The sequence below is a fragment of the Rhizobium jaguaris genome, from assembly GCF_003627755.1.
In the GTDB taxonomy this organism is placed as follows: domain Bacteria; phylum Pseudomonadota; class Alphaproteobacteria; order Rhizobiales; family Rhizobiaceae; genus Rhizobium; species Rhizobium jaguaris.
The window spans coordinates 2,032,392-2,054,008 of sequence record NZ_CP032695.1 but is presented as its reverse complement, the minus strand read 5'-3'; the positions used below and the strand labels follow the sequence as shown (position 1 = coordinate 2,054,008).

Below are 21,617 nucleotides of genomic sequence, written 5' to 3'. Positions count from 1 at the left end.
CAATCAACGCATACTTAAGATGCGGTGGCAGAACGGATCTCGCTGCCGCATCCGTTCCGGTGACTGGAAAGAGCGTCTGGCCCCTCACTTCACAAGGCTCAATGCTAACCGAGCTGGTAGGCGTCGGCCTGCTGCCGAACGTCAATCAATGAAATCAGTCGCTACGGTCCGGGTGGGTGGCGAGTCTCAGATCGATAAGGCCGCGATTTCCGTCCCTGTTGCCAGTCGCGGCCACGGCGTTGAATACTCGCCCCGCATCGTCGTACATTTTGAGATTGAGATAGCAGTAGCCGCGCAGAACCATCAGATCGACGCGTTCCTGCTGCAATTGCGCACGTTGATCGAGATAGATCAGGGTTTCCTGATAGCGCTTGGCGGCAAATGCCGTAAGCGCACGATCGGCCAGGATGGCAACCTGCAGCTCAGCGGCACGTTGGCGGCTGAGAGGAGCCTTGGCCGCGGCTACGGCCGCATTGTTGGCGAGCCCGGCGCGCAGATAGGCGAGGCTCTGTCCGTAGGCAGCGTCTTCGCGCGCCCTGCCGGGCGGGCCGTTCAGGGCGACCTCGAAGGCTTCGATGGCTTCCATCGGGCGGTTGAGGTCCATGAGGCACCAACCACGGGACAGCGCATCCGCCGGATTGAGGCGCTGGGCATTGATCGTCATAGAACAAGCGCGCGGCCCGCGTATGCCGCGTCGAGTGGTCGTGACTTGCGTCGCTGGCTGGCCATATCCCGTAGGCGCGACTGTGCGCTGGCGCGTGTTGACGCTGGTCTCGCGTGTCGCAGGCGGGGTTGCGAGCGGCTGCGGGCTGATGGGCGGAACGGTCGTTTGCGGTATCGTCTGATTTGGCGCAGGCAGCGGCACAGAGCCGAGGGGTGTTCGAGGTGTGGTCTCGCCGAGCCTGGCAATACGCTCCGAACGGCCCGCCCACAGCCGTTGAATTTCGGCCACGCCCTGCCGGTCATTTAACTGGTTGCGGGTGATGGCCAGGCCATAGGCCGAAGGTTCATCGTCCGGTTTCCAGCGCAACGCGGTTTCGAACCAGCGTGCAGCAGTTTGCGGCTGATTTAGCGAACGCGCGTACCAGCCGAATTCCTGTGCGGTCGGGACGTATTTCTGCTCAATGACTTCGGCGGCCATGCGGCCGAGCACGTCTTCACTGAGATTGGCGGGCGGTTGCAGCGCCATCACATTGGCGGTGGCCGCGAGGTAGGTTGCTGTCGCGTCCTTGGAATCGTTGCGCCATCTATACATGACGTCTTCAGCTTCCAGAGGCTTGTGATCGGCGATCAGGATCAGGGCCAAACCCTGCGATGCCGAGGCGGAATCATCCTTACTGCGTGCTGCGCGGAACCATTTTTCCGCTTCGCCATGGTTTTCCCGGCGCAGATGATACCAACCGAGGAGCAAGGCATCGGACGCGAGACCCTGGGTCTGAGCCGCGCGTTCAACCTGCGACAAGTAATCCGGTGCTACAGACAGTTTCGGATCATCATTGCCTTCAGCGACGAAGCGGCGCGCAAGGTCTGTGCGGATGCTGTCAAATTCCCGCCCGCCATTGCCGTCAGGTCTCTCCAGTGAAAGAAGATCCTGCATGAGCTGATAGGGCAGCAGCGCCGATGCCTTTTGTATGGTCGCCAGCCTCTCCTGGGGATTGACGCAATTCTTCAGGATGTAGACGTAAGCGTCCTGGCCGCGGGCGGCGCGGTTGGTCTTGATAAAAGCCTCCGCGACCCGCCACAAAATATCGATCTCGCTGCAGGTGAGCAGGCTCGGCGTGTTGGCGCCGATATCGACCACAGTTGCATATTGCTTGAGATCGGACGCGTTGACCAAACGAGCACGCGCTTCGGCGACATCGAGACGTTCCAGCAAATCGGCAGGTGGTTGCCATCCGGTTTCCGCCGCCTGGCGATCCGCAATTGCCTTGCGCAATTCGGCGTAGCGCCCTTCGGAATAGAGCTGCCACATGGCTTCGAGCTGCTTGTCGCTGTTTTGCGGGATGGCCAGCGGATCGGCGGGCGGCACCCAATTCGGATAAAGTGCTTGTAGGCGGGAAATCTCCGCCTGAAGGCGGGCCTTATCGCCGCGGCTTGCGAAATAGCGAAGTGCGCTCTCGTCGACTTTTGGCGGCTGCGCGGGCTGCGGTGTAGCCGATTGAGGCGCCGCTTGGGCAACGGTATCCGATGAGCCTGGTGCCACTTGCGATTCCGCTGACGTGTCGGGTGCCGCTTGAGCAGACGCTGGTGTGTCGGACAAAACTGCGGAAGGTGCCGTCGCCTGGATGCGATCGGCAACTGCTTTCATATCGATTGGTGGCGAGTTGAAGGCGGTATCGGTTGGCTTGATGCTTCCGGTCTGCGTAACTTGGTTATCCGGACGATTTTGCGCGACCAGTCTCAACCCCTCTTCGAGGCTCCCACCGTCTTTCATCGCGATGACAGATCCTGCCACCACGACTGCCGCAGAAACCGTAAGCAGCAAGGATTTCATAAACACTCCGGATGTTTTTCCTCGACAAAAGCCAAGCCCAACAATTGAAGGGTCGACGGATAGTAGAGTGACGGCACAAACTGCCGAACCGAAGCGGGCAATTTCGCCCCGCTTGTTACACACGCCAGAACATCATCAACAATTCGGTAACCTGGGTCCGCAAGGGGCTGCTTTGGCTTGCCCGTTGCCAGGTCGATGGTAGCCGGCTCATCGCCTTCGAACGTTATACCCGCCTGCAGCCGCGTCAGCAGTGCCGTATCGGATATCCCCGCTCGCGCAAGGTAAAGTGGGATGCGAATCGCATTATAGCCGAATTCGGCCTCGAAGCCGTAAGCGGGTCTGGGCATGGTACGCAGGCTCACCCAGTCCGCCGGCAACTTCCGCGGCCCGACCTGCATCGAGCGAAGCAGGGAAAGGCCGTCATCCGTCAGCCTTTGCCATTCATCCGAAGGCGCCAGCAGCGCCATAACGGGGATGGCTTCATAAACCCAGTAGGAGGGATTGACGACCGGTCCGTCATCACGTTCGGAGGCCGTATAGCCCTTGATACCTGGGAGGAGCAGCGTGCGACCCCCGGCGTGGACGACGGCATGTGAAAGAAGCGACTGTGCTATCGTCGCCGCCGCTTCCAAATAGTCTTTCTTATTCCATGCGGATCCCGCCAGCGCCAAGGCGTAGGCGATCAGCATGTCACCATCGGAGGCATTGTTCGTGTCCGTCACGTGGGGAGTAACGGCCGGGTCCCATTTCCAGGCCGCAAGACCATCGTCGCGCAGCAGCAATTCGGTTCGCGTGAAATACCAAATTTGCTCGAAATCGGCAGGACTGTTTGAAAGATAGGCAAGCAACAAGCCATAGCCTTGCCCCTCGCTGTGGCTGATATTGCCGTTTCCGTTATCGACGATGCGGCCGGTCGCATCGAGGAATTTCGCCTTGTAGGCAGCCCATGCTTGCGGATCAATTGCGGCGTGTTGCGCCGCAATTTGCTGGCACATCGTCATGAGAGCGATACAGCCGGTAACGACCATGGTGCGCCAGCGCCTCATTCGTGCCTGCCGATCTTTGCAAGAATTCCGGACGTCGTGACGCCGATCAGCACGAAGAGGATGACGAGGAGGAATGCGTAGGACAGAATGTTGGTCGAAAGCCAGTTGGCGGCAATCAGACGGTAGTTGGTGAACGACCAAGGCTGAGACATGACAAAGTCAAAACGGCTGACAGGTACCGTGTCGACCTTTCCGGTCTTGCTGGAATAGACGGTGATATGACCGGCGATCTTCGGCCAATCGAGCTGGGACGTTATGGCTTCGGCCCCTGCTCGCAAGTCCTTTGCCGAGGGCGCGGAGACGATCGTCCACGTGGATTCGCCTGTGACGCTTGTTCCCTGGGCAATCATGAAGCTGTTGACATTCGAGGGCGTGAAGACCTGCTCCGCACCGGGAATGAACTGCAGGGAACTCAGCGATATGTCGAAGTTTCGGCGCATCCAATCCTGAAACGACGAAATCTGTCGCTGCAATGCGCCGCCGCCAATTCTCGAGCGCCACTCGGCGAATGTGACTGCCGTTTCCGGCTCGGCGCTTTGGCCGGCTGTGACGGGACGCCAGGATGCCTGACTGGTGGTAGCGATATTCATTTGCGACAACGTCGTCGTGGGCATCTGGGAAATCGAGCCCACAAAGATCGCATCGCGGTTTCCGACGCCGCTCGGCGAAGCGATAAGATCCACCGCGATCGGATGTCCCGCGACGACAGCCATCTGGCCTAGCAATGTTGCGGTTGCAGATAAGGTGTCGGGATCTGCCCGATCGATGAACAGGGCTGCCGGCACGATACCGCGGTTGTAGGGATACCCGGTGCCCGCCAGTGCCGCGAGATTCGGACGCTGGGCGACCCGGGCGAAATCCGGCATATGAAATTCGCTTGTATCGAAAAGTGCAAAGCGCGGCGTTGTGTTGGAGGTGGTGCCAGGCAGGCAAACTTGGTCTTCATTGGTCAGCAACATGGCTTCCAACGTCACGGTGTTGAGACCTGGCTTGAAGTGGCGCATCGTCACGCGGATAGGCAAGTGCCGGAAAATGCCGCCGCTGGTCGCGGTAATAGGCTTCGTCGTGGCAATGCTTCCGTTTACATAGACATCGATATGGCTGCCCGGCTGGACATTTTTCGCATAGGCGGCATCGAGGAAGATCGTCGCCTCGCCATAAGCATTGGCATAGAAGTCCGAAGGGACCGCCACGTTGAAGCTGGTGTGGAAGCGGCGACCAGAAAATTCCGTGGTGTTGATTCCCAATTGCGAGAATGAGAGGCTTGTATCCCCAAAGAAGAATGGCGCGTCCGGCGCGGTCCACCGCTGGGTTACCAACATATCGCGAAGGACGTTCGGGTCTCTGTCTGTCGGCGAAACGATGGTATCGATTGCGCCAGAAACCGCCTGCCAGGACGGCCCGCTGACGAGCAGGATTGTTGAGCCGGTGCGTGGATCCTTGACAAACGTTGCCAATGCGGCGGTCTGTGCTGCCTCGGGTGCCGAAAACAAGGGCTGCAGTTCAGCGGGCGTCCCGACGAGCACTGTCATCTTTCCGGGACCGGGCGGAGGTAACGAGTCCGTACTGAAAGAGAAGGTTTCATTCGGCATTCCGCTCAGTAGCGAGAGGCCCTGAGCAAGTCGCAGCAGCGGTTTTGTGGTACCCGGCTGCGCCAAAGCCGGCACGACGAGGTTGAATTCAGTCTTGCCGGCGCCATCGACGCCGATTGCGCGGATCGCATCCGTGTTTGACGGTTTCTGCGCATCCTGTTCGGCGAAGCTCAGATAGGTCTGTGAGGGATCGATATCGGACCAGAGTTCATAGGTTGATTGCATGTTGCAATCGGTGCGGTGGCGTTGTGTTGCTTCGAAGGTCACCAGATTGGCGCCCGGCTGCAGCAGACCACGGGGGATGTCGAAGCTTATCGCCGACGCGTTATCGGGCGAACCGATCTGCTGCTGGCCAATTGCGCGATTGTTGAGAAGAATGGTCAGTTGCGACGCTTCGGGCGCTACGACGACGGCATTCTGATAGGCGAAATGGAACTTGGCTGGAGCGGCAGCCTGTTCCGGAGTGAGATAGATCGACCAGGATCTCCGATCATATTCGCCCTCCAGTCGAAAATCTGCAAACGGCATCACATATCGCCGGAATTCGCCGGCCGCGGGCGTTGCAGTGGCCTGTTTTACCACCGGAACGTTTTGCGCCGGGACGATGGGCGTGACAGCTTGCGGCACGCTTGTTTTGGGTGTGGTCGCTGGCGGGGTCACCACTTGCGGAACTGCCACTTGCGGAGTGGTCATTTGTGGAGCGGTCGCGGCTGGCGTCGTCACCTGCGGGGTGGTCGTTTGCGGTGCAGTTACCCGTGGCATCAATGTTTCCGGCACAATCGGCTTCGAACCTTTCGACCGTTCGCCGGACATGTCGAAGGGTGCCGTCTGCGCATGAACGATCGTGGCGGCGCCAAGCAGGAAAATAAGCGCGGAAAGGACGCTTTTCATCAATTGCTCGCCTCTACCCCTCGCTGCTCCGTCTCACGTTCGGATCGCACGCTGCGAAAAAGATAAAGCAATCCGCGGCTTGTCTGGTAAAGCGACAGCCCCAGGAACCAGATCGTTCCGCGAATGATGCCGGGATTGCGGCGACGAGCCTGCTGGAACTGTGTCCATTGATCGGAGTTTGCAAACACCAGATCCGCAATCAAGCGGTGATCCAGAGCTCCTTTGGGAACATATTGGCATCCTATTGTCGTTATCTCGCCAGCTCGCTGGATGTTGCGGACGATCACCGGCAGCGTCTCCATTTCCGCGCCGCTATATGGTTGAAAGCGGAGCACTCCTTCCGCACCCACGGCAATCGGATCAAGCTCCTTGTTGAAGACATTCAGCCGCGCGCCGTGAACGGAAACGTCCTCGATCGAGGCGGAATTCCACTTGCCGTTGACGCCGAATTCGCTGCGGCGATTGACCCTGACGCGGCGTGAGGATGCTCGCTCGCCACGCTCCGAAACGACGCCAAGCGCACAACCGGACAGGATCAGGTTGATCATGTTCCAGCCACCGACGACAAGCGTGACATCCGCTTTGTACGGCTCGGCATAGATGCGGTATATTGTTACCGCAACTGCGATGATCTGGACGGCGAAAATAACAAAGAAGGGGCGACTGATCTCCGAGAGACGACTGACCGAGATCGATTCGTCCTTGGCCGTGACCTTGAAAGTCGGCTTTCGCGGATTGAGCATGACCGAGATGACGGCAGGCAGCAAATGCACGGTCTGGACATATTCGTAGAGTTCCGAAATCCACGGCCAGCGGAAGGAACCGTAGAGATAGTTCTGCATCATCAGGTTCACGAGCATGTAGGCAAGCGTGTAGGCGAGAAATTCGCCGCCGGACGCCGTGAAGATTTCGAGATCGAAGAAAAGGTAGAAGAGCGGCGCGAACAGGAAAATGGTGCGAGGAAAGGGGAAGAGCCAGAAGAGTGTGGACGACATGTAGCAAAGGCGCTGCGGCAGCGTGAGGCCGCGTTTTAGCAGCGGGAAGCGAAAGCGGAGGATTTGCATCATGCCCTGGGCCCAGCGACTGCGCTGGCCGATGAAGCTCGCAAAGGTCGCGGGCTGCAAACCAGCGATTAGCGGCCTGTCAACATAGATACTGTTCCAGCCGCTGCCGTGAAGAGCCAATGCCGTTTCGCAGTCCTCGGTGATGCTGATCCCGCTGAACCCTTTTTGGGATTCCAGCGCGGTGCGGCTCAATACGGCGGCCGAACCACAAAAGAAGGCGGCATTCCACTTGTCCAGACCGCGTTGAATGATGCCATAGAACATCTCGTTCTCGCTCGGCATGTTGTCGAAAGTCCGAAGATTGCGCTCCAGCGGATCGGGATTGATGAAGAAATGCGGTGTCTGGACAAGAAAGAGTTTCGGATCGTCCTCGAAATAGCCGACGGTCTCGAGCAGGAAATCGCGGGCCGGTGCATGGTCGGCATCGAAGACGGCGATCAGGTCTCCGCTCGAATGTTTCAAGCCGTTATTGAGGTTGCCGGCCTTGGCATGCTCGTTGCGATCGCGCGTCAGATATTGGACGTCGAGATCTTCGCAGAGCTGTTTGAGTTCGTCGTGGCGCGCAATCGCTGCCTGTGATTCCAGAAGTTTGGTGGAGTTGCGCTTCTGCAATGTGCCGCCATCGTCGAGCAGCCAAACTTGGAGCTTGTCTGCTGGATAATCCATTGCCTTGGCGGAGGCGAGCGTGTTGGCGAGAAGCTTTGTGTCTTCATTGTAGGACGGGACGAAAACGTCGACGGAGGGAAATTGCTGTACCTTGGATGCGCGGGCGGGGCGTGAGGGCAGGGGCGTCGCAACGATGAAAAGGCTGAGCATCAGCATGGCGACGTTGTACATTTCTGCAAGATAGAGCAGCAGGCCAGGGATGAAGTTTTCCGGCTGGTTGACCGGCGGCAGCGTGTTGGTGGTTCGCCAATAGACGTAGCGCAACACGATCGATGTACCGAAAGCGAGCGCGATCAGACGCCAGGTTCCTTGAGCCTTGAGGACCTTGATGATCGCCATGAAGGTGACGATAGCCGTGCTGGCGACGAGTTGGGTCTGGAGATTAACCGGCAGTGTGATCAGTACGATTCCGCACAGCGAAACCAGAACCCATGTCAAGATGCTTCTTGCCGTATGCATCGGCGTCCCTTCGACGGTGATGAGCTGGGCGCCTGCCGGCGCGCCGTGTTATTTCATTACTTCCTGCAGGCCGCGGTCGTGACCGCGTTGCCGATACAATCTGGCGACGGCACTGCCGTGCCGTTGGTTCCCATCGTTCCCGGCTGACCCTGTATTTGTGCTGGCTCGGCTGTGACACCTGTCTGGGGCGTGGCACCTTGCTGGTCCGGCAAGGGTACGCGAGGGCCGACTGCTTGAGGTGGAGCCACGGTGACGGCTTGCGGCTTGACCGCGGCCCGGTGGCTGACGATTGCCGGGCGGATCGCCGGCGGCCTGGATTCATAGCCGATAGGCATCCCGGAGTTGCGGTAACCGCCCACGTCGGGATAGATCGGATCGCCAGGATGACCGAGCAACGCATCGGCTCCGCGTGGGGAACCGTAGGGGTTCAAGCTCTCGCCTTCGAATCCGCCGGCGATTGTATAGCCGTAGACGGTGCTCAGAAGCTGGCGCTCGGTTGCGTGTGCATCACAGAGCCGAAGTCGAACCTGAACCATGCTGAAGTTGCGCTGCTGTGCCGGCGTGGAGCGACCCGCACGGATTTGCTGCCAGGCATAAAGGCACGTATCTCCAGACCGGCTTCGGCCTGCAGCATAACCGAAAGGTCCGTAAGTGTTCTGCACGAAGTTTGCGGAGCGAGTGAGTCGAATACTCGGTATGGTTGCGGATATTTCACGGGAGATCGCACCTTCGCTGATCATTTTATAAGGTGTGCTGCCCAACCCGGGAGTTGATCCGGACACTCCGAGAAACTGTACTTTGAGGAAATTCTGACCGGGAATCGTCGATGAGGTGGAGAGCGAAATCGTCTGCTCAACGTCGTCTCCGTGCCCACGTTCGACCACGTTGACAATCGCAGGGCCGCCTGGCGGCGGGAACGCCAACGCTTTTTCACTCGGGACGGTTGCAGCGCCAGCCGATTGCCGCACCCCACCCGTTGTCGTGCAACTGGTCCCCAAAACCGCCAACGTTATGAACGTTATTATTTTGAGTAAGTGCATCTGTGATCGCGGCAATCGTTTGTCGTTATATTCACGGGCAAATTACGCGATTAATTTTGAAATCAAGCCCCTGTGTTCGGTATTTAGAATAAGCTCAATTATGGTTAACTATCAATTAACAAAGGAGAGGATTAGAGAAATCCGCGAACCCGGGACAACAGTTTCCCCCGCTTTTTCGAATGGACTTGCCAACGCACCGCCCATTGGCGGGAGCAGCTGGATGAGGCGTCGGTGCGTCAGAGCGCCACGATCTTTAAGCAAGCCGGTATTTTAGCTTTACGAATTTTTTCCGGCGGAGCATTTAGGTTCAAAGCTCCGAGTCCTTGTTACGAAGCGGGTTATGATTTCCCTGAACAACGGCACAAGAAAACTTCTTGACCAACTCGGCCCGATGGCGGCGGACACGCAGGTGTTGATCGCGCTCTATGATGCCGAGGATCGACTGCAATTTGACAATCCCGCATTTCGCTCTGCCTTCTTTATCGCGGCGGATGAGCATCCGCTCTGGGCGGATCTGATGCGACGCAATTACAGATTGAGACAGGGCACGGTGATCGCCGCGGCGGATTTTGAGGAGTGGCTGCGCTCCACGCAGTCACGGCGCGGCAAAGTGAGCTTTCGCGCCTTCGAGACGGACCTCCACGATGGCCGTTGGCTCTGGATGACGGAGACTGTGCGCGAAAACGGTTGGATGTTGTGCATTGCGAGCGACATCACTCGAATCAGGGCGAATGAGCGTGACTTGCGACAGGATCGCGATGTGGCAATCAAAGCTGCGCAGACGGACGAGCTGACGGGCGTCGCCAACCGACGCTTCGTCATGGCACGGCTGGAGGAGCTACTGGCAATACCGGTGGCCGCCGATCAAGCGCTCGGATGCCTCGCCGTCTTTGACATCGACAATTTCAAATATATCAATGACACTCTTGGCCACCACGCCGGGGATGTGATCTTGAGAGACTTCGCCGGGCTGATCCAGGCTCATGTGCGTCGAACGGATTGCTTCGGCAGGGTGGGGGGAGAGGAATTCGTGCTGGTCATGCCACGGACGCTGGCCGACGAAGCCGCGTGCATCATTCACCGCATGCTTGCGATCGTACGCGACAGCAGGCCGCTTCCGGATTCATCGGATTTTTCCTACACGTTTTCGGCTGGCCTGGCCGTCGCCAGACGGGGCGACGCGCTGGCGGAAGTTTATCGACGTGCTGACCTTGCCCTCTATGGGGCCAAACTCGCTGGTCGCGACCGGCTGCAGATCAATATAGATTTGCCTTCCGGAGAAAAACGATAGTCTCAATGCGCTCCTTTCGTGGCTATTCTCCACCTTTGGCCGGACATACTTATACTCGCGCTTTGTGAACAGGCCAAAATGATGGTGCATGCGCCCTGTCGTCTCGCCCGCGCTTGCGTTGGTCCGGGAATGGCAGGATTATGAATTGGGGACTGTTTCTCGTTTCTTGAAAACAGAGCAACCGGGTTTGCACGGGACCCGGCGCGATGAGGACTGAACGCGAACCAAGCTGGCGGCGAGATCATGGGCGAAATTCAGACAGCTATCGTGGCATTCGGTCTGCTGGCGGCGAGTGCCGCTATCGGATTTTTCTTGAGACAACGGCTGTCGGATCAGCATCTCTCGGATCAGAATATCGAGGCGCTACGGCTCGTGACGGGCCTGCTTGTGACCTTTACCGCCCTGGTTCTCAGCCTGCTCCTGGCATCGGTGAAGTCTTCTTTCGACACCACCGATCGTGATCGTCGCATGTATGCCGCAAGCCTTGCGGCGTTCGACCAATGTCTGCAGGGCTATGGAGCTGAGGCCGAAGCCATGAGAGCTATTCTGCGCGAATATACCGCCGGCGTTATCGCGAGCACTTGGCCTGATGAGGAGAAGCCGACCGGCGTCGCGCTTCCCAATCTGGCAGGAGTTGCTCGCGTCGGTGAGGATCGCACTTTGAAGGCCCTGATTACCGGTGTCGGGCTATCGCTTGCAGCGCTCGACCCAAAGGATACATTTCGTCAGAACCAGCTTGCTGCTTGCCGCCTCTCTTTTGACGACGTCATGCACCGGCGGGAGGCAGTGATCGAGGATGCACAAGGCACGATGTCTGGTCTTTTTTCGCGCGTATTGATGTTCTGGCTGATGTTGGTTTTCGTCAGCTTTGGCCTTCAGGCAAGACATAATCGCTTTACGGTCGTTGCGATCGGCATTGGGGCGCTGGCGATTTCGACCGTCATCTTCGTTATCGCCGATCTGGACAAGCCCTACGGCGGTGTCTTTGGAATACCGAGCACCTCCATGCGAAACGCGCTGGCGGATATGTCGCGTTAGTGGCGACGCTGGCAGGCTCTTTCGCCGCAAAACATTTCTGGTACTTTTCTAAAGCGCATTTTCTTCGGACAACAACCGTTCTCGGCGATTGGATGGGGCGCATGACCCTGGATTTCGAAGCAATCTTCAGGCGGGAACTGGATGTCGTCAATTTCCGGCGCCAGTCATTAGAGAGTGGCCGAGTCGAAGCGGACCGCGCCCGGCGCCACTCCACGACGCAAGGCACGGCGAGCACGAGGTTCCACGTCCCCCGTCATCTGGCGAAACTATCGCATGACCAAACCGGGGCAGGCAGACATGGCACGGTGCAAATGGAGACCGGCAGCAACCTGACGGGGCTTGCGTTTTCCGGCGGCGGCATCCGTTCTGCCGCCTTTTGCCTGGGTGCCTCGCAGGCGCTGGATTCGCTGACGCGTGACGGCGAGCCACATGTCTTCGACGCCTTCGATTATCTCTCTACCGTGTCCGGCGGTGGCTACATTGGCACATCCATCGTCTCGGGCATGATGCAGGAGCCCTATACGTTTCCTTTCACCAGCAAGCTCGATTCCCAGGAGACGCCGGAAATCCAGCATCTGCGAAACTATTCGAACTTCCTCGTCCCGAACGGAACGATCGACTATCTGACGAGCTTTGCGCTTTTGATGCGCGGATTGCTCGTGAACGCGCTGATCGTCCTGCCAGTCCTGCTTCTGCTTGCCGTGTTCACCGTCGCCTGCAATCCTCGTTCCACTGATCTGGGAGAGCCGGACATCATCGGCTTTCCGCTCAGCGCCAGCACGCTCCCCTTGATCACCATCAAGGGGCTGGAAGCCTTCACATTGACGATCAATGTTACTATCGTCGTCCTATTCTTGATGTTCGTGAGTGCGATCGCAACCTCCGTGACATTTCAGACCAGCCGGCTGGTGACGCGCGAACGGCTTGCATGGATGCTCGGTGCGCTCGTGGCTGTCATCGCCGGCGCCTTTCTCATCGAACTTCAGCCACTCATCCTCAACGACATGTTCGAGGGGACAACGACCGCTACGGTTAAAATCGCTGGTCTCGAAAACAGCAGCCTGAACAGCCTCCTTCTGGCCATCGCGCACGTCGTTCCTGGGCTTGCCAGCGTTCTCCTCCCTACAGCGCTCGCGTTGATAAGTGCGGCACAAAAGCTCGCGAACATCGCAAGAGCGACGCTCGGAGAGGCGACCTGGACGGCAGCGCTGCAGAAATACGCGAGCCGCACCGCACTCTATCTTGCGGCCTTCGTGGTGCCGCTGCTGCTATGGGTCTCCTATCTCTATCTCAGTTTCTGGGCGATTACGCCCGTTGCCGACCTGGCCTCCGCTCCACCGCCTGCGCCCGTCGCGCCATCATGGCTTTCCGCCGTGTCTGTCCTTGTCGCGGACCATGTTCCGGCCATCGGGAGGCTCGGCGTCATCGGCTCGCTCTATCTGTGGGTGGCCTTGCTGCTTGCCTTCGTCTGCCTCTTCATCGGTCCCAACTCCAATTCGCTCAACCAGCTCTACAGGGACCGTCTCAGCCGGGCCTTCCTGTTTGAGCGTGTGCGTCTTGGAAGCCACAAGCCGTCGATTGATGTCGACCGGTGGAAATTCTCGTCGCTGAAACAGTTCGATGCGGAGAGAGGCCATTGGAACCGGGGAGCGGCCTATTCGCCCTATCTTCTCGTCAATACGACCATCAATCTGATCGCGTCGAAGGCCCTCAACAAGCGCGGCCGCAACGCCGACAATTTCATCTTCAGCCCCTTGTATATCGGCAGCCAGGCGACGCGCTATGTGCCGGTCAGGGAGATGGAGGATGCCGTCCCATCGCTGAGCCTTGCGACGGCCATGGCCACATCCGGTGCGGCAGCGTCTGCGAACATGGGAAATCATACCGTCAGAATATTGACCTTCAGCCTTTCCTTGCTGAACGTCCGCCTCGGCTATTGGCTCGCCAATCCAGCGAGGCTCGCCGCATTGCACCACTGGTGGAACCGATGGTGGTCGAATTTCGGTACCTGGTATTTTGCCAATGAATCCGCGGGCCGTTTGGACGAGAAGAAGCTGAATGTCTATCTGACCGACGGCGGCCACATAGAAAATCTCGGCATATACGAATTGCTGCGCCGCCGCTGCAAGGTCATCCTGGCAATCGATGCGGAAGCCGATCCGAGCATGACGTTTGAATCCTTCGTGAAACTCCAGGTCATGGCGCGTATCGATCTCGGTATCCGTATCGATCTCCCCTGGCAGGACATCCAGAAGAGAACATTGGAAGTGGCCAACGAGATAGCATCGAACACGGGTGCGCCGACGAGATCCAGAGGACCTCACGCAGCCGTGGGGATCATAGAATATGGCGAGGACGAGAAGGGCATACTGCTCTACGTCAAGTCATCGCTGACCGGCGACGAGAACGACTACATCTTGGATTACAAGCGGCGGAATCCGACGTTTCCGCACGAGACGACACTCGATCAATTTTTCAGCGAGGAACAGTTCGAGGTCTATCGCGCGCTCGGCTTCCATGCCGTCCAGCATTTTCTCAGTGGGACTGATGAGCTCGCACAGCCATCGGCTTTACCAGCCGGCTGGAGCGACGATCTCGTTGCCGCACTCGCCTTGCTCAATGTCCCGCGCCAGATGCGCGATGCCTTCAGCGCACGGCTTTAGAATCATGCCATGCGCATGCCTCCCGAAGTCGTTCCTGAACTTGAGTCGACCCGCCAGCGGCCGCGGCCTGACGGAATGGACATACGATCATAAATTGCTTTAGAAATCTGCGTTAAGCATAGTTGCGGCCGAGAAAAACCGGAGCACCGGTATGGTACTGTTTCCTTGTGGTAATCTGAGGTTGAAGTTTATTTCAAAATGCGCAAAGATAGCCTGAACGATCAGGGATGGCGCCATCATCCCGCCTAGTCGCAGTTTGATTCGACAGCATATTTCAGCTTCGATTGTTTGGATTTTTCGCGCGAAACGCGACGGGTCTGAGCAGGCAGATTTGGCTCTTATAGATATTTCCTAATATTCGCGAATGCTTGAAACGCAGGCAATGTCTTTCCGCATTGACAGTGCAGTTAGGAAATAGGCGCACCGGTTCATATGTGCGTTTTGGGGGGCGTTCTCGATGAGAGTCTACGAGGCGATCGTAAAGGCACTTGAGGGGGTAGGGGTCGGCGCCGCTTTTGGCGGAGCGGGCGAGAATGCGGCCGGTCTGATGCTTGCCCTCAAACATTCGTCAATCAAGGCCGTCATTACCCGCCACGAACAGGCGGCTTCATTTATGGCGTGCGGCTATGCCATGCATTCGGATCATTTGGGGTTTTGCTTTGCGACCGCGGGGCCAGGCGCCTTCAATTTGTTCTCCGGCCTGGCCGTTGCCATGTCGGATTCCTATCCGGTGCTGGCCGTTTCCGGCTATGCCTCCCTCGACTGGAAGGGAAAGGGCGCGCTGAACGAAACCTCCGGCGTCAGTCGCACTCCGGATTCGCAGGCGATGTTTGCGGCAACCACGAAGAAGTCATTTCTGCTGACCGATGCTGCCAAGACCTGCGACGTCGTCGAAGAGGCTGTTAATCTGGCCTTCGATGGCCGCCCCGGCCCGGTTCACATCCATGTCCCGGAAAACCTGACGCATCACGGCGTTTCCGTCGACAACTACCGCGATATCAATCTCCAGCGGCGTCCGGTGATACCGGATCCCAAGCGGGTGAGCGAGGTTGCCGGGCTTCTGGCGGATGCTGTTGCCAAGGACAAGAAGATATTGGCGCTGGTCGGCTTCGGTGCCGTTCGCAGCGGCGCCGGGCCGGAATTGACGGAACTTCTGGAACGCTATCAGATTCCCTTCGCGACGACGCTCGATGGAAAAGGCATCATCTCGGAGCGTCACCCTCTCTCCGTCGGTGTGTTCTGCGACAGCGGCCACAGCGCCGCATGGAAGGCTTTCCTTGATGCCGATGTGATCCTCGCGGTGGGGAATTCCTTCGCGCAGCACGCCACCTTCAATTTTCGCGATGACCTCCTGACCGGCAAAGCACTCGTCCATATCAACATCGATATCGGCGAGATCGACAAGGTCTACAAGGCCGATGCCGCGGTCATCGGCGATGCGAAGCGCGCGGTCGCTGCGCTCAACAAGGAAATGTGGCCGAAGGCCGCCGCCGTGCCGTCGAGACCTGCCGTGGGGCGCGAATATGACGCGGAGCGGATCGTCCACCTCACCGATAAAATCCATCCCGGACAGCTAGCCCAAGCCGTCTCCAAGCGCCTGCCGCAGAATGCCATTATGCTTGCGGATGCGGGCGCTCACCTTGCATGGCTCGGCTATTATCTGGAGCTTTCGCCGGGCCAATTCTTCCGCAAGCCCGGTGGGTTCGGGCCGATGGCTGGACATGTGAACGGCGCGCTTGGTGCCAAATGCGCCAATCTCGACCGCCCCGTTATCGTCGGCTGCGGCGATGGATGCTACCTGCTGTCGGGTTTCGAGCTCCTGACCGCCGTGCAGTATGACATCCCTGTTATCTGGATCATTTTCAACGACGGCGAATTCAAGCTCATCAAGCTCTATCAGCTCGAAGCTTATGCGGAATCGGGTCTGGTCGAATTCGGCAATCCGGACTACGTCGCCTATGCCAGGGCCTGTGGTGCCCAGGGATATAGGGTCGAGACGATCGAGGAATTCGAAAGCGCCTTTGAAGAGGCGCTCGCGCTGGGCAAGCCGGCGATCATCGACGCCCATATCACGCGACTTGCACTGCCGCATTACAGTCCTTCGCCGAAAGGGCTTCTCTCTGGGATCGCGGAAATGGTCGAGGATGGCATTCTCCCGGGTCGAGGCACGCAATAGCCACTTTGTTCGTCGACGCCATGCGTCGAAATGGGAAGGCGTTTCCCCGTCGCATCGCGGACGGCGCCGGGAAACGGGGGATCGTCCGCCTCTTTTTAGTCCCATGCATTCCCATCGATACAATGTGCCCGAAGCCATTGTCCGATGCGTTCAAGGAGGGTGAACGAGAATGGAGTGGAGTGAATCCTATCAAGGGGGCGTGGAGGCCGAGCGCTTGATGTTCGAGCGCCTCGCTCAGGATATGATGCGTGTCCAATACAAGACGCGCGCTTTTGCCAAAGCGGCCGATATTCAGCGCGCGTTTCACAGCAAGGCGGTCTTTGCGGCTATCGATGCCGAGCTGACGTTCGTCAATGACTTGCCGGAAAATCTGAGGGTTGGCTTTGCCGAGCCGGGTAAGAGCTATTCCGCGATCCTGCGTCTATCGAACGCCAGCGGTTACGGCCAGCCGGACTATAAGCCCGATCTGCGTGGCTTGGCGGTGCGGATCAACATCTCGAATCAGGAGACACACGATCTCCTGGCGACAAATTTTCCGGTTTCCCATGCACGCGATGCCAGGCAGTTCGTTGCCTTCGCCAAGGCGACGGCGGGGGGAGGCTTAAGCCGGCTCTTCGGCGTGATCGGCCTCGCCTTCACCTTCGGACCCTCCGAAACCCTGCGGATGATCCGCAACGTCACGACCGGCCGCAACCGGAAAATCCGCAGCCTGGCGCTCGAGACGTTCTGGAGCCGCGGCGCGATCTGCTGGGGTGACAGGCTGGCAGTGCGCTATCTCTTCCGTCCCGCACCGAACGCACCGCATGCCCCCGATCCGTCCGATGCCGACCCCGGCTATCTCTCCACCGAGCTCGCCCGGCGGCTGGAGGTCGGGGACATCAATTACGAACTCTGCCTCCAGCTTTTCGTCGATCGGAAGTCGACGCCGATCGAGGATACGTCCATCGAATGGACGGAGACCGCTTCACCTCCGATCAAGGTGGCGGACCTGAAGGTCAGCAAACCGAAGACCGGCGATGCCGAAACTATCGCCAATGCCCGCCTGGTCGACGAACTGGCTTTCAACCCCTGGAACACGACGGACGACTTCAGGCCGCTTGGCAATCTCAACCGGGCGCGCAAGGTGGTCTATGACGCCAGTGCCGCCTATCGCCATAGTTTCCGCTGGACGACCCCGGTGCCGCTTCGCAATCGGATAGCGGGAGGCATCGCGCGCGCCGCCTTCCTAGTCATCAACCGGTTCATCGCCTGGCACAGATTGCCGCTGCGGCTGAGCCTGCTCAATCTCGATGCCTTCCGCTACGTCTTGCGCGAAAAGAATCTGATCGGGACCGACCCTGTCGAGGCGCCGCCAGTTGCCCGCCCGACGCCGCCGCCGGGGATTGCCGAAGGCGAGCGGCAGATGCGGACCTATGACGGCACGTTCAACGATCTATCGGCGCCGAAGATGGGTGCGGTCGGCTCGACTTTCGGCCGCAACCTCCCCCCGGTTTTTGCGCCCGAACTCTTCGACACGCCCAATCCCGTGGTAGTCGCGCAGCAATTGCTGCATCGCGACGCGTTCATTCCGGCGCGTTCGCTCAACATCCTCGCGGCCGCCTGGATCCAGTTTCAGGTCCATGATTGGGTCAACCACGCCCGCCATCCGCTGGGGGAAAAGGACGTCGTCGTTGGTCTTCCCGCCGGGATGAAATGGACCAGCGAGGTCGGCGGCAAGCCGGAAGACGTGATGCGCATTGCCGGAAACATGGAAATGAGCGGCTATGACGGGAAGCCGCCCATCTATTTCGGCAATGCGGCCTCGCATTGGTGGGACGGATCGGAGGTTTACGGTCCCGATAGCAAGAAGGCAAAGGACCTGCGTGAGGGCCCGAAGATACGCCTGGTCGACGGGCACCTGCCGGTCGATGTCCACGGCTTCGAGGTGACCGGCTTCAATGAAAGCTGGTGGCTCGGCTTGAGCGCCATGCACACGCTGTTTGCGCGTGAACACAACCTGCTCTGTGACGAGCTTCGACGTCAGTACGGCAATTGGGACGACGAACGTGTCTACCAGACCGCCAGGCTGATCGTCACGGCGCTGATCGCCAAGATCCATACGGTCGAATGGACGCCGGCAATCCTTGCGACCAAGGCGATCGAGGTTGGCCTTTCCAGCAACTGGAACGGCCCACCGGCCAATGACTGGCTGACGAAGGCAGGCCTCTGGCTGGTAGATGCGCATGCATCCACCGGCATTCCGAAGACGATGCCGGACCATCACGGCACGCCCTATTCGCTGACCGAGGATTTCGTCACCGTCTACCGCATGCACCCGCTGCTGCCGGACGATTACTGTTTCTACAACCACAAGACCGGAGCGAAGATCGCCGAAAAGAGCTTCATGGATATACAAGGCCCGGGCGCCGACGAGATCATGCGGCAATATGGTCTTCGCAACACGCTCTATTCCTTCGGCACGGCCCATCCTGGCGCCATCACGCTGCACAACTTCCCCCGCGCACTTCAGGCGTTCACGCGTGACAAGGAGATCATCGATCTTTCCGTCGTCGACCTCGTGCGTACGCGGCGCCGTGGCGTGCCGCGCTACAATGATTTCAGGGCCGGCCTGCATCGGCCGCGCATCAAGCATTGGGAGGAGTTGTCGACCAATCCCGAGGACGTGCGGCTGCTCAAGGAGATTTATGGCGATATCGACCGCGTCGACACCGTGGTTGGCCTCTTTGCCGAACCGCCGCCGGAAGGCTTCGGTTTCAGCGACACCGCTTTCCGTATCTTCATCCTCATGGCGTCACGCCGGCTGCAGAGCGACCGGTTCCTGACGGTGGATTTCCGTCCGGAAGTCTATTCGCCCTTCGGGATGGACTGGATTGCCAATAACGGCATGACGAGCCTGATCCTGCGCCATTGCCCGGATCTGGCGTCGATGCTGCCGCGCAACGCCAGCGCCTTTGCGCCCTGGCGACCCGTCCTTTTCGGCGGCGAAAAGCAGGATCTGGAAAGGAGGGCATCATGACCGATCTTCCTGGAACAGATGATCTTTCGCCAGCAGGTGCGACTGGAACCTCGACAGGGAATCGCGGCCTCGACGCGCTTTTCCGCAGGCCACTGATCGAGACGATCTGGCGACGGCGTACCCATCGTGTCAGCCAGGGGAGCTCGGTGCTGGCCGGCACGATGAGCTACCAGTCGGAGCAGCCGCGCGAACCTCTTTCGGAACTCGAGGAGGCGATACTAATCGCCATCACCGGTTCGACGGGGCTCACCATGCCCGACCGGCCTTTCGAGGATCCGGCCACGCATCAACCGATCATGGCCAAGCCGAACCTTGTCATGGAGGGCCGCGCCGCTGGCAGCCCCGACAACGCCCAGGGCACGCATTTCTTCATGATCAACGACAGCGGCACCTATTTCATCCGCAAATTGTCGCCACCACCGGACGGCGAAAAAGCGCTGACGGCGGAAAGGCTGATTGCCCGGGCGGCAGAGGCGAAGGTGCGTATTCTCGATCACCGTCTTGATGTTCCGGACGGCAAACGCGCCTTTCCGGCCTATCTCGATTCCAATCGCTTCCTGTCGAACCTGCCGGGCACGACGATCTTCCTGCCGGTCGTCGATCTCTCGCGGCAATATATCAACGGCATGATGTACCTGTTGACCCAGCCGGACGGCGCCAGGCCGGCAATCGTGGATGACCGCAATTTCTATCGGCTCGCGGGTGTGAAGCGCTGGGTAGACAAGGGCTTTCTGAACAAGGATATCAAGATCCCGCTCGGCGTCATTGGTTCGCTGCGCACGCAGATCGAGGCCGACCTGCTGTTGCAGAATATATTCCTGACCGCCGACGCCATGGGGCTCGGTGCGTGGATCCATGGCTCCATCAGCCCGCCGGTTCTCGTCGGCGACCCGAAATTCGTGAAGACGTATGGCCCGATGCTGGGCTTCGACGTCGTCACGCCGCGCTGGCGCCTGATGGACATTTTGCGCTGGCAGGTACCGCTGCCGCGTTATTCGAATCTACGCAGCAACCCGATCGGACTCCGCTTCAAGGGCGAGCACCTGATCAAGGGCATGTCGCCGCCATATTACAACAGCATGGCTGACGCCGTTACTGCCGTCGTCGAGGAGAAGTTCGGCAAGAACGGCCTCTTTAATGACCAGGCGCTCTTCGCCGAGATTTATAAGGATGACTACGGCAAGCGCTATCTGGCGGAGGCTGCCGTCTACAACGACGATGTCATCGGCTGCGCGCGCGATATCTGCACCTATATCTACGAAACGCATGGCCGCTTCCCCGCCCATTGCGATGCGATCCACGTGCCGGGCGTCTGGTTGCAGGCGCATCATGTTGAGATCGATTACTATGACCGGTTCTTCAGAAACGGACTTACGGACGTTCACCGTACCCATCATCAGGACTGGCATTGACAAGGGCGCGGGCGCGTTTCTCGGACGCCGCCAAATCATGCGGGTACCTCTGGGCGTGATTTGTGTTTCGTCGTGCAAGGGAAGGTTTTGTATATTATAATTTTATCACGCAGTTTGGGGAGGTCGCGATGAACGACTCATGCGTGATATTGGCAATGGCCGCGATAGTCGGCTCCGGTTTGGGGGCAGGTGGCGCAGGTGCCTACGAATTCAATTCCGAGCGTGTCGTCTTTATGGATCCGATCAGGCCCCCGAATTCTGTCGGCGGCAATTCCGCCACTCAGCGGCCCGCACTTCCTGCGGCGATCAATGAAGGCAAAGTAGAGAACTATGGCGATGTGGCCCGCGATCGGACAACGGGTTCCGTCATGATCGACAGTCAATATGTCCGTAAACGGTTCATATGGCCTTGGGCTTCGTCGCCGACGCAAGATAGCCCGATGGGGGAAACACAGCGGAGCCGTGGAAATCGTAGCGGTGGTAACGGCGGCGGGTCAGGCAGTTCCGGATCGAGTGGTAGCGGCAATATGGGCAGTGGCTCGAGCACCGGCGGCTCGAGCGGCAACATGGGTAGCGGCTCGAGCACGGGCAGCCCGGGCGGGAGTGGCAATATGGGCAAGTAGCCGTTCAGGCAGTGGCGACAGCATGAAGTGAGTCAGCTTCGACAATGGGGGCAGGGGCGGCGAGACGAAGGATTTCGGTGGCTGCAATGTGCGAGATGGCTTTCCCGATGGATAGGATGCGAAACCGCTGTTTGCATTGGTCGACA

General features: G+C 58.9%; 12 protein-coding genes. 7 read left to right on the top strand and 5 right to left on the bottom strand.

Annotation, left to right across the window (positions count from 1 at the left end):
* Window positions 1-154: 154 nt before the first annotated feature.
* Genes CCGE525_RS31705 through bcsN form a run of 5 tightly spaced genes read right to left on the bottom strand, consistent with a single transcriptional unit; the run spans window position 155 to window position 9,252 of the window.
* Window positions 155-2,494 carry a cellulose synthase gene (locus CCGE525_RS31705; protein WP_120708152.1) on the bottom strand — a complete coding sequence of 780 codons (2,340 nt, stop codon included), beginning with the start codon at window positions 2,492-2,494 and terminating at the stop codon, window positions 155-157.
* Window positions 2,491-3,540 carry a family 8 glycosyl hydrolase gene (locus tag CCGE525_RS31700; RefSeq protein ID WP_120708151.1) on the bottom strand — a complete coding sequence of 350 codons (1,050 nt, stop codon included), beginning with the start codon at window positions 3,538-3,540 and terminating at the stop codon, window positions 2,491-2,493. The genes CCGE525_RS31705 and CCGE525_RS31700 overlap by 4 nt, the downstream gene beginning before the upstream one ends.
* Window positions 3,537-6,023, bottom strand: coding sequence for a cellulose biosynthesis cyclic di-GMP-binding regulatory protein BcsB (locus CCGE525_RS31695; protein WP_205587495.1), 2,487 nt, complete (start codon window positions 6,021-6,023; stop codon window positions 3,537-3,539). Before CCGE525_RS31695 ends, CCGE525_RS31700 begins: the two co-directional genes overlap by 4 nt.
* Window positions 6,023-8,212, bottom strand: coding sequence for a UDP-forming cellulose synthase catalytic subunit (bcsA, locus tag CCGE525_RS31690; protein WP_120708150.1), 2,190 nt, complete (start codon window positions 8,210-8,212; stop codon window positions 6,023-6,025). The genes CCGE525_RS31695 and bcsA overlap by 1 nt, the downstream gene beginning before the upstream one ends.
* 56 nt (window positions 8,213-8,268) lie before the next feature.
* Window positions 8,269-9,252, bottom strand: a complete 984-nt coding sequence (bcsN, locus tag CCGE525_RS31685) for a cellulose biosynthesis protein BcsN (RefSeq protein ID WP_120708149.1) — start codon at window positions 9,250-9,252, stop codon at window positions 8,269-8,271.
* Window positions 9,253-9,592: 340 nt separating this feature from the next.
* Between bcsN and CCGE525_RS31680 the strand changes: the two genes are divergently transcribed.
* From CCGE525_RS31680 to CCGE525_RS31650, 7 genes are all read left to right on the top strand, one after another.
* Window positions 9,593-10,543 carry a GGDEF domain-containing protein gene (locus CCGE525_RS31680; RefSeq protein ID WP_120708148.1) on the top strand — a complete coding sequence of 317 codons (951 nt, stop codon included), beginning with the start codon at window positions 9,593-9,595 and terminating at the stop codon, window positions 10,541-10,543.
* A gap of 243 nt (window positions 10,544-10,786) precedes the next feature.
* Entirely contained in the window at window positions 10,787-11,581 is a 795-nt protein-coding gene (locus CCGE525_RS31675) for a bestrophin-like domain (protein ID WP_120708147.1), read from the top strand.
* A 101-nt stretch (window positions 11,582-11,682) separates the two neighbouring features.
* On the top strand, window positions 11,683-14,244 hold the full coding sequence (locus CCGE525_RS31670) for a patatin-like phospholipase family protein (RefSeq protein WP_245472220.1): 2,562 nt from the start codon (window positions 11,683-11,685) through the stop codon (window positions 14,242-14,244).
* A gap of 457 nt (window positions 14,245-14,701) precedes the next feature.
* The gene (locus CCGE525_RS31665) at window positions 14,702-16,420 is read left to right on the top strand and encodes a thiamine pyrophosphate-binding protein (protein ID WP_120708146.1); all 1,719 of its coding nucleotides are present in this window, start codon (window positions 14,702-14,704) and stop codon (window positions 16,418-16,420) included.
* Window positions 16,421-16,589: 169 nt separating this feature from the next.
* On the top strand, window positions 16,590-19,436 hold the full coding sequence (locus CCGE525_RS31660) for a peroxidase family protein (RefSeq protein WP_120708145.1): 2,847 nt from the start codon (window positions 16,590-16,592) through the stop codon (window positions 19,434-19,436).
* Window positions 19,433-20,848 (top strand): hypothetical protein, encoded by a 1,416-nt coding sequence (locus tag CCGE525_RS31655; protein ID WP_245472219.1) that lies wholly within the window; start codon window positions 19,433-19,435, stop codon window positions 20,846-20,848. The genes CCGE525_RS31660 and CCGE525_RS31655 overlap by 4 nt, the downstream gene beginning before the upstream one ends.
* Window positions 20,849-20,976: 128 nt before the next feature.
* Window positions 20,977-21,471, top strand: coding sequence for a hypothetical protein (locus tag CCGE525_RS31650; protein WP_162950362.1), 495 nt, complete (start codon window positions 20,977-20,979; stop codon window positions 21,469-21,471).
* The last annotated feature ends 146 nt before the right edge of the window (window positions 21,472-21,617 follow it).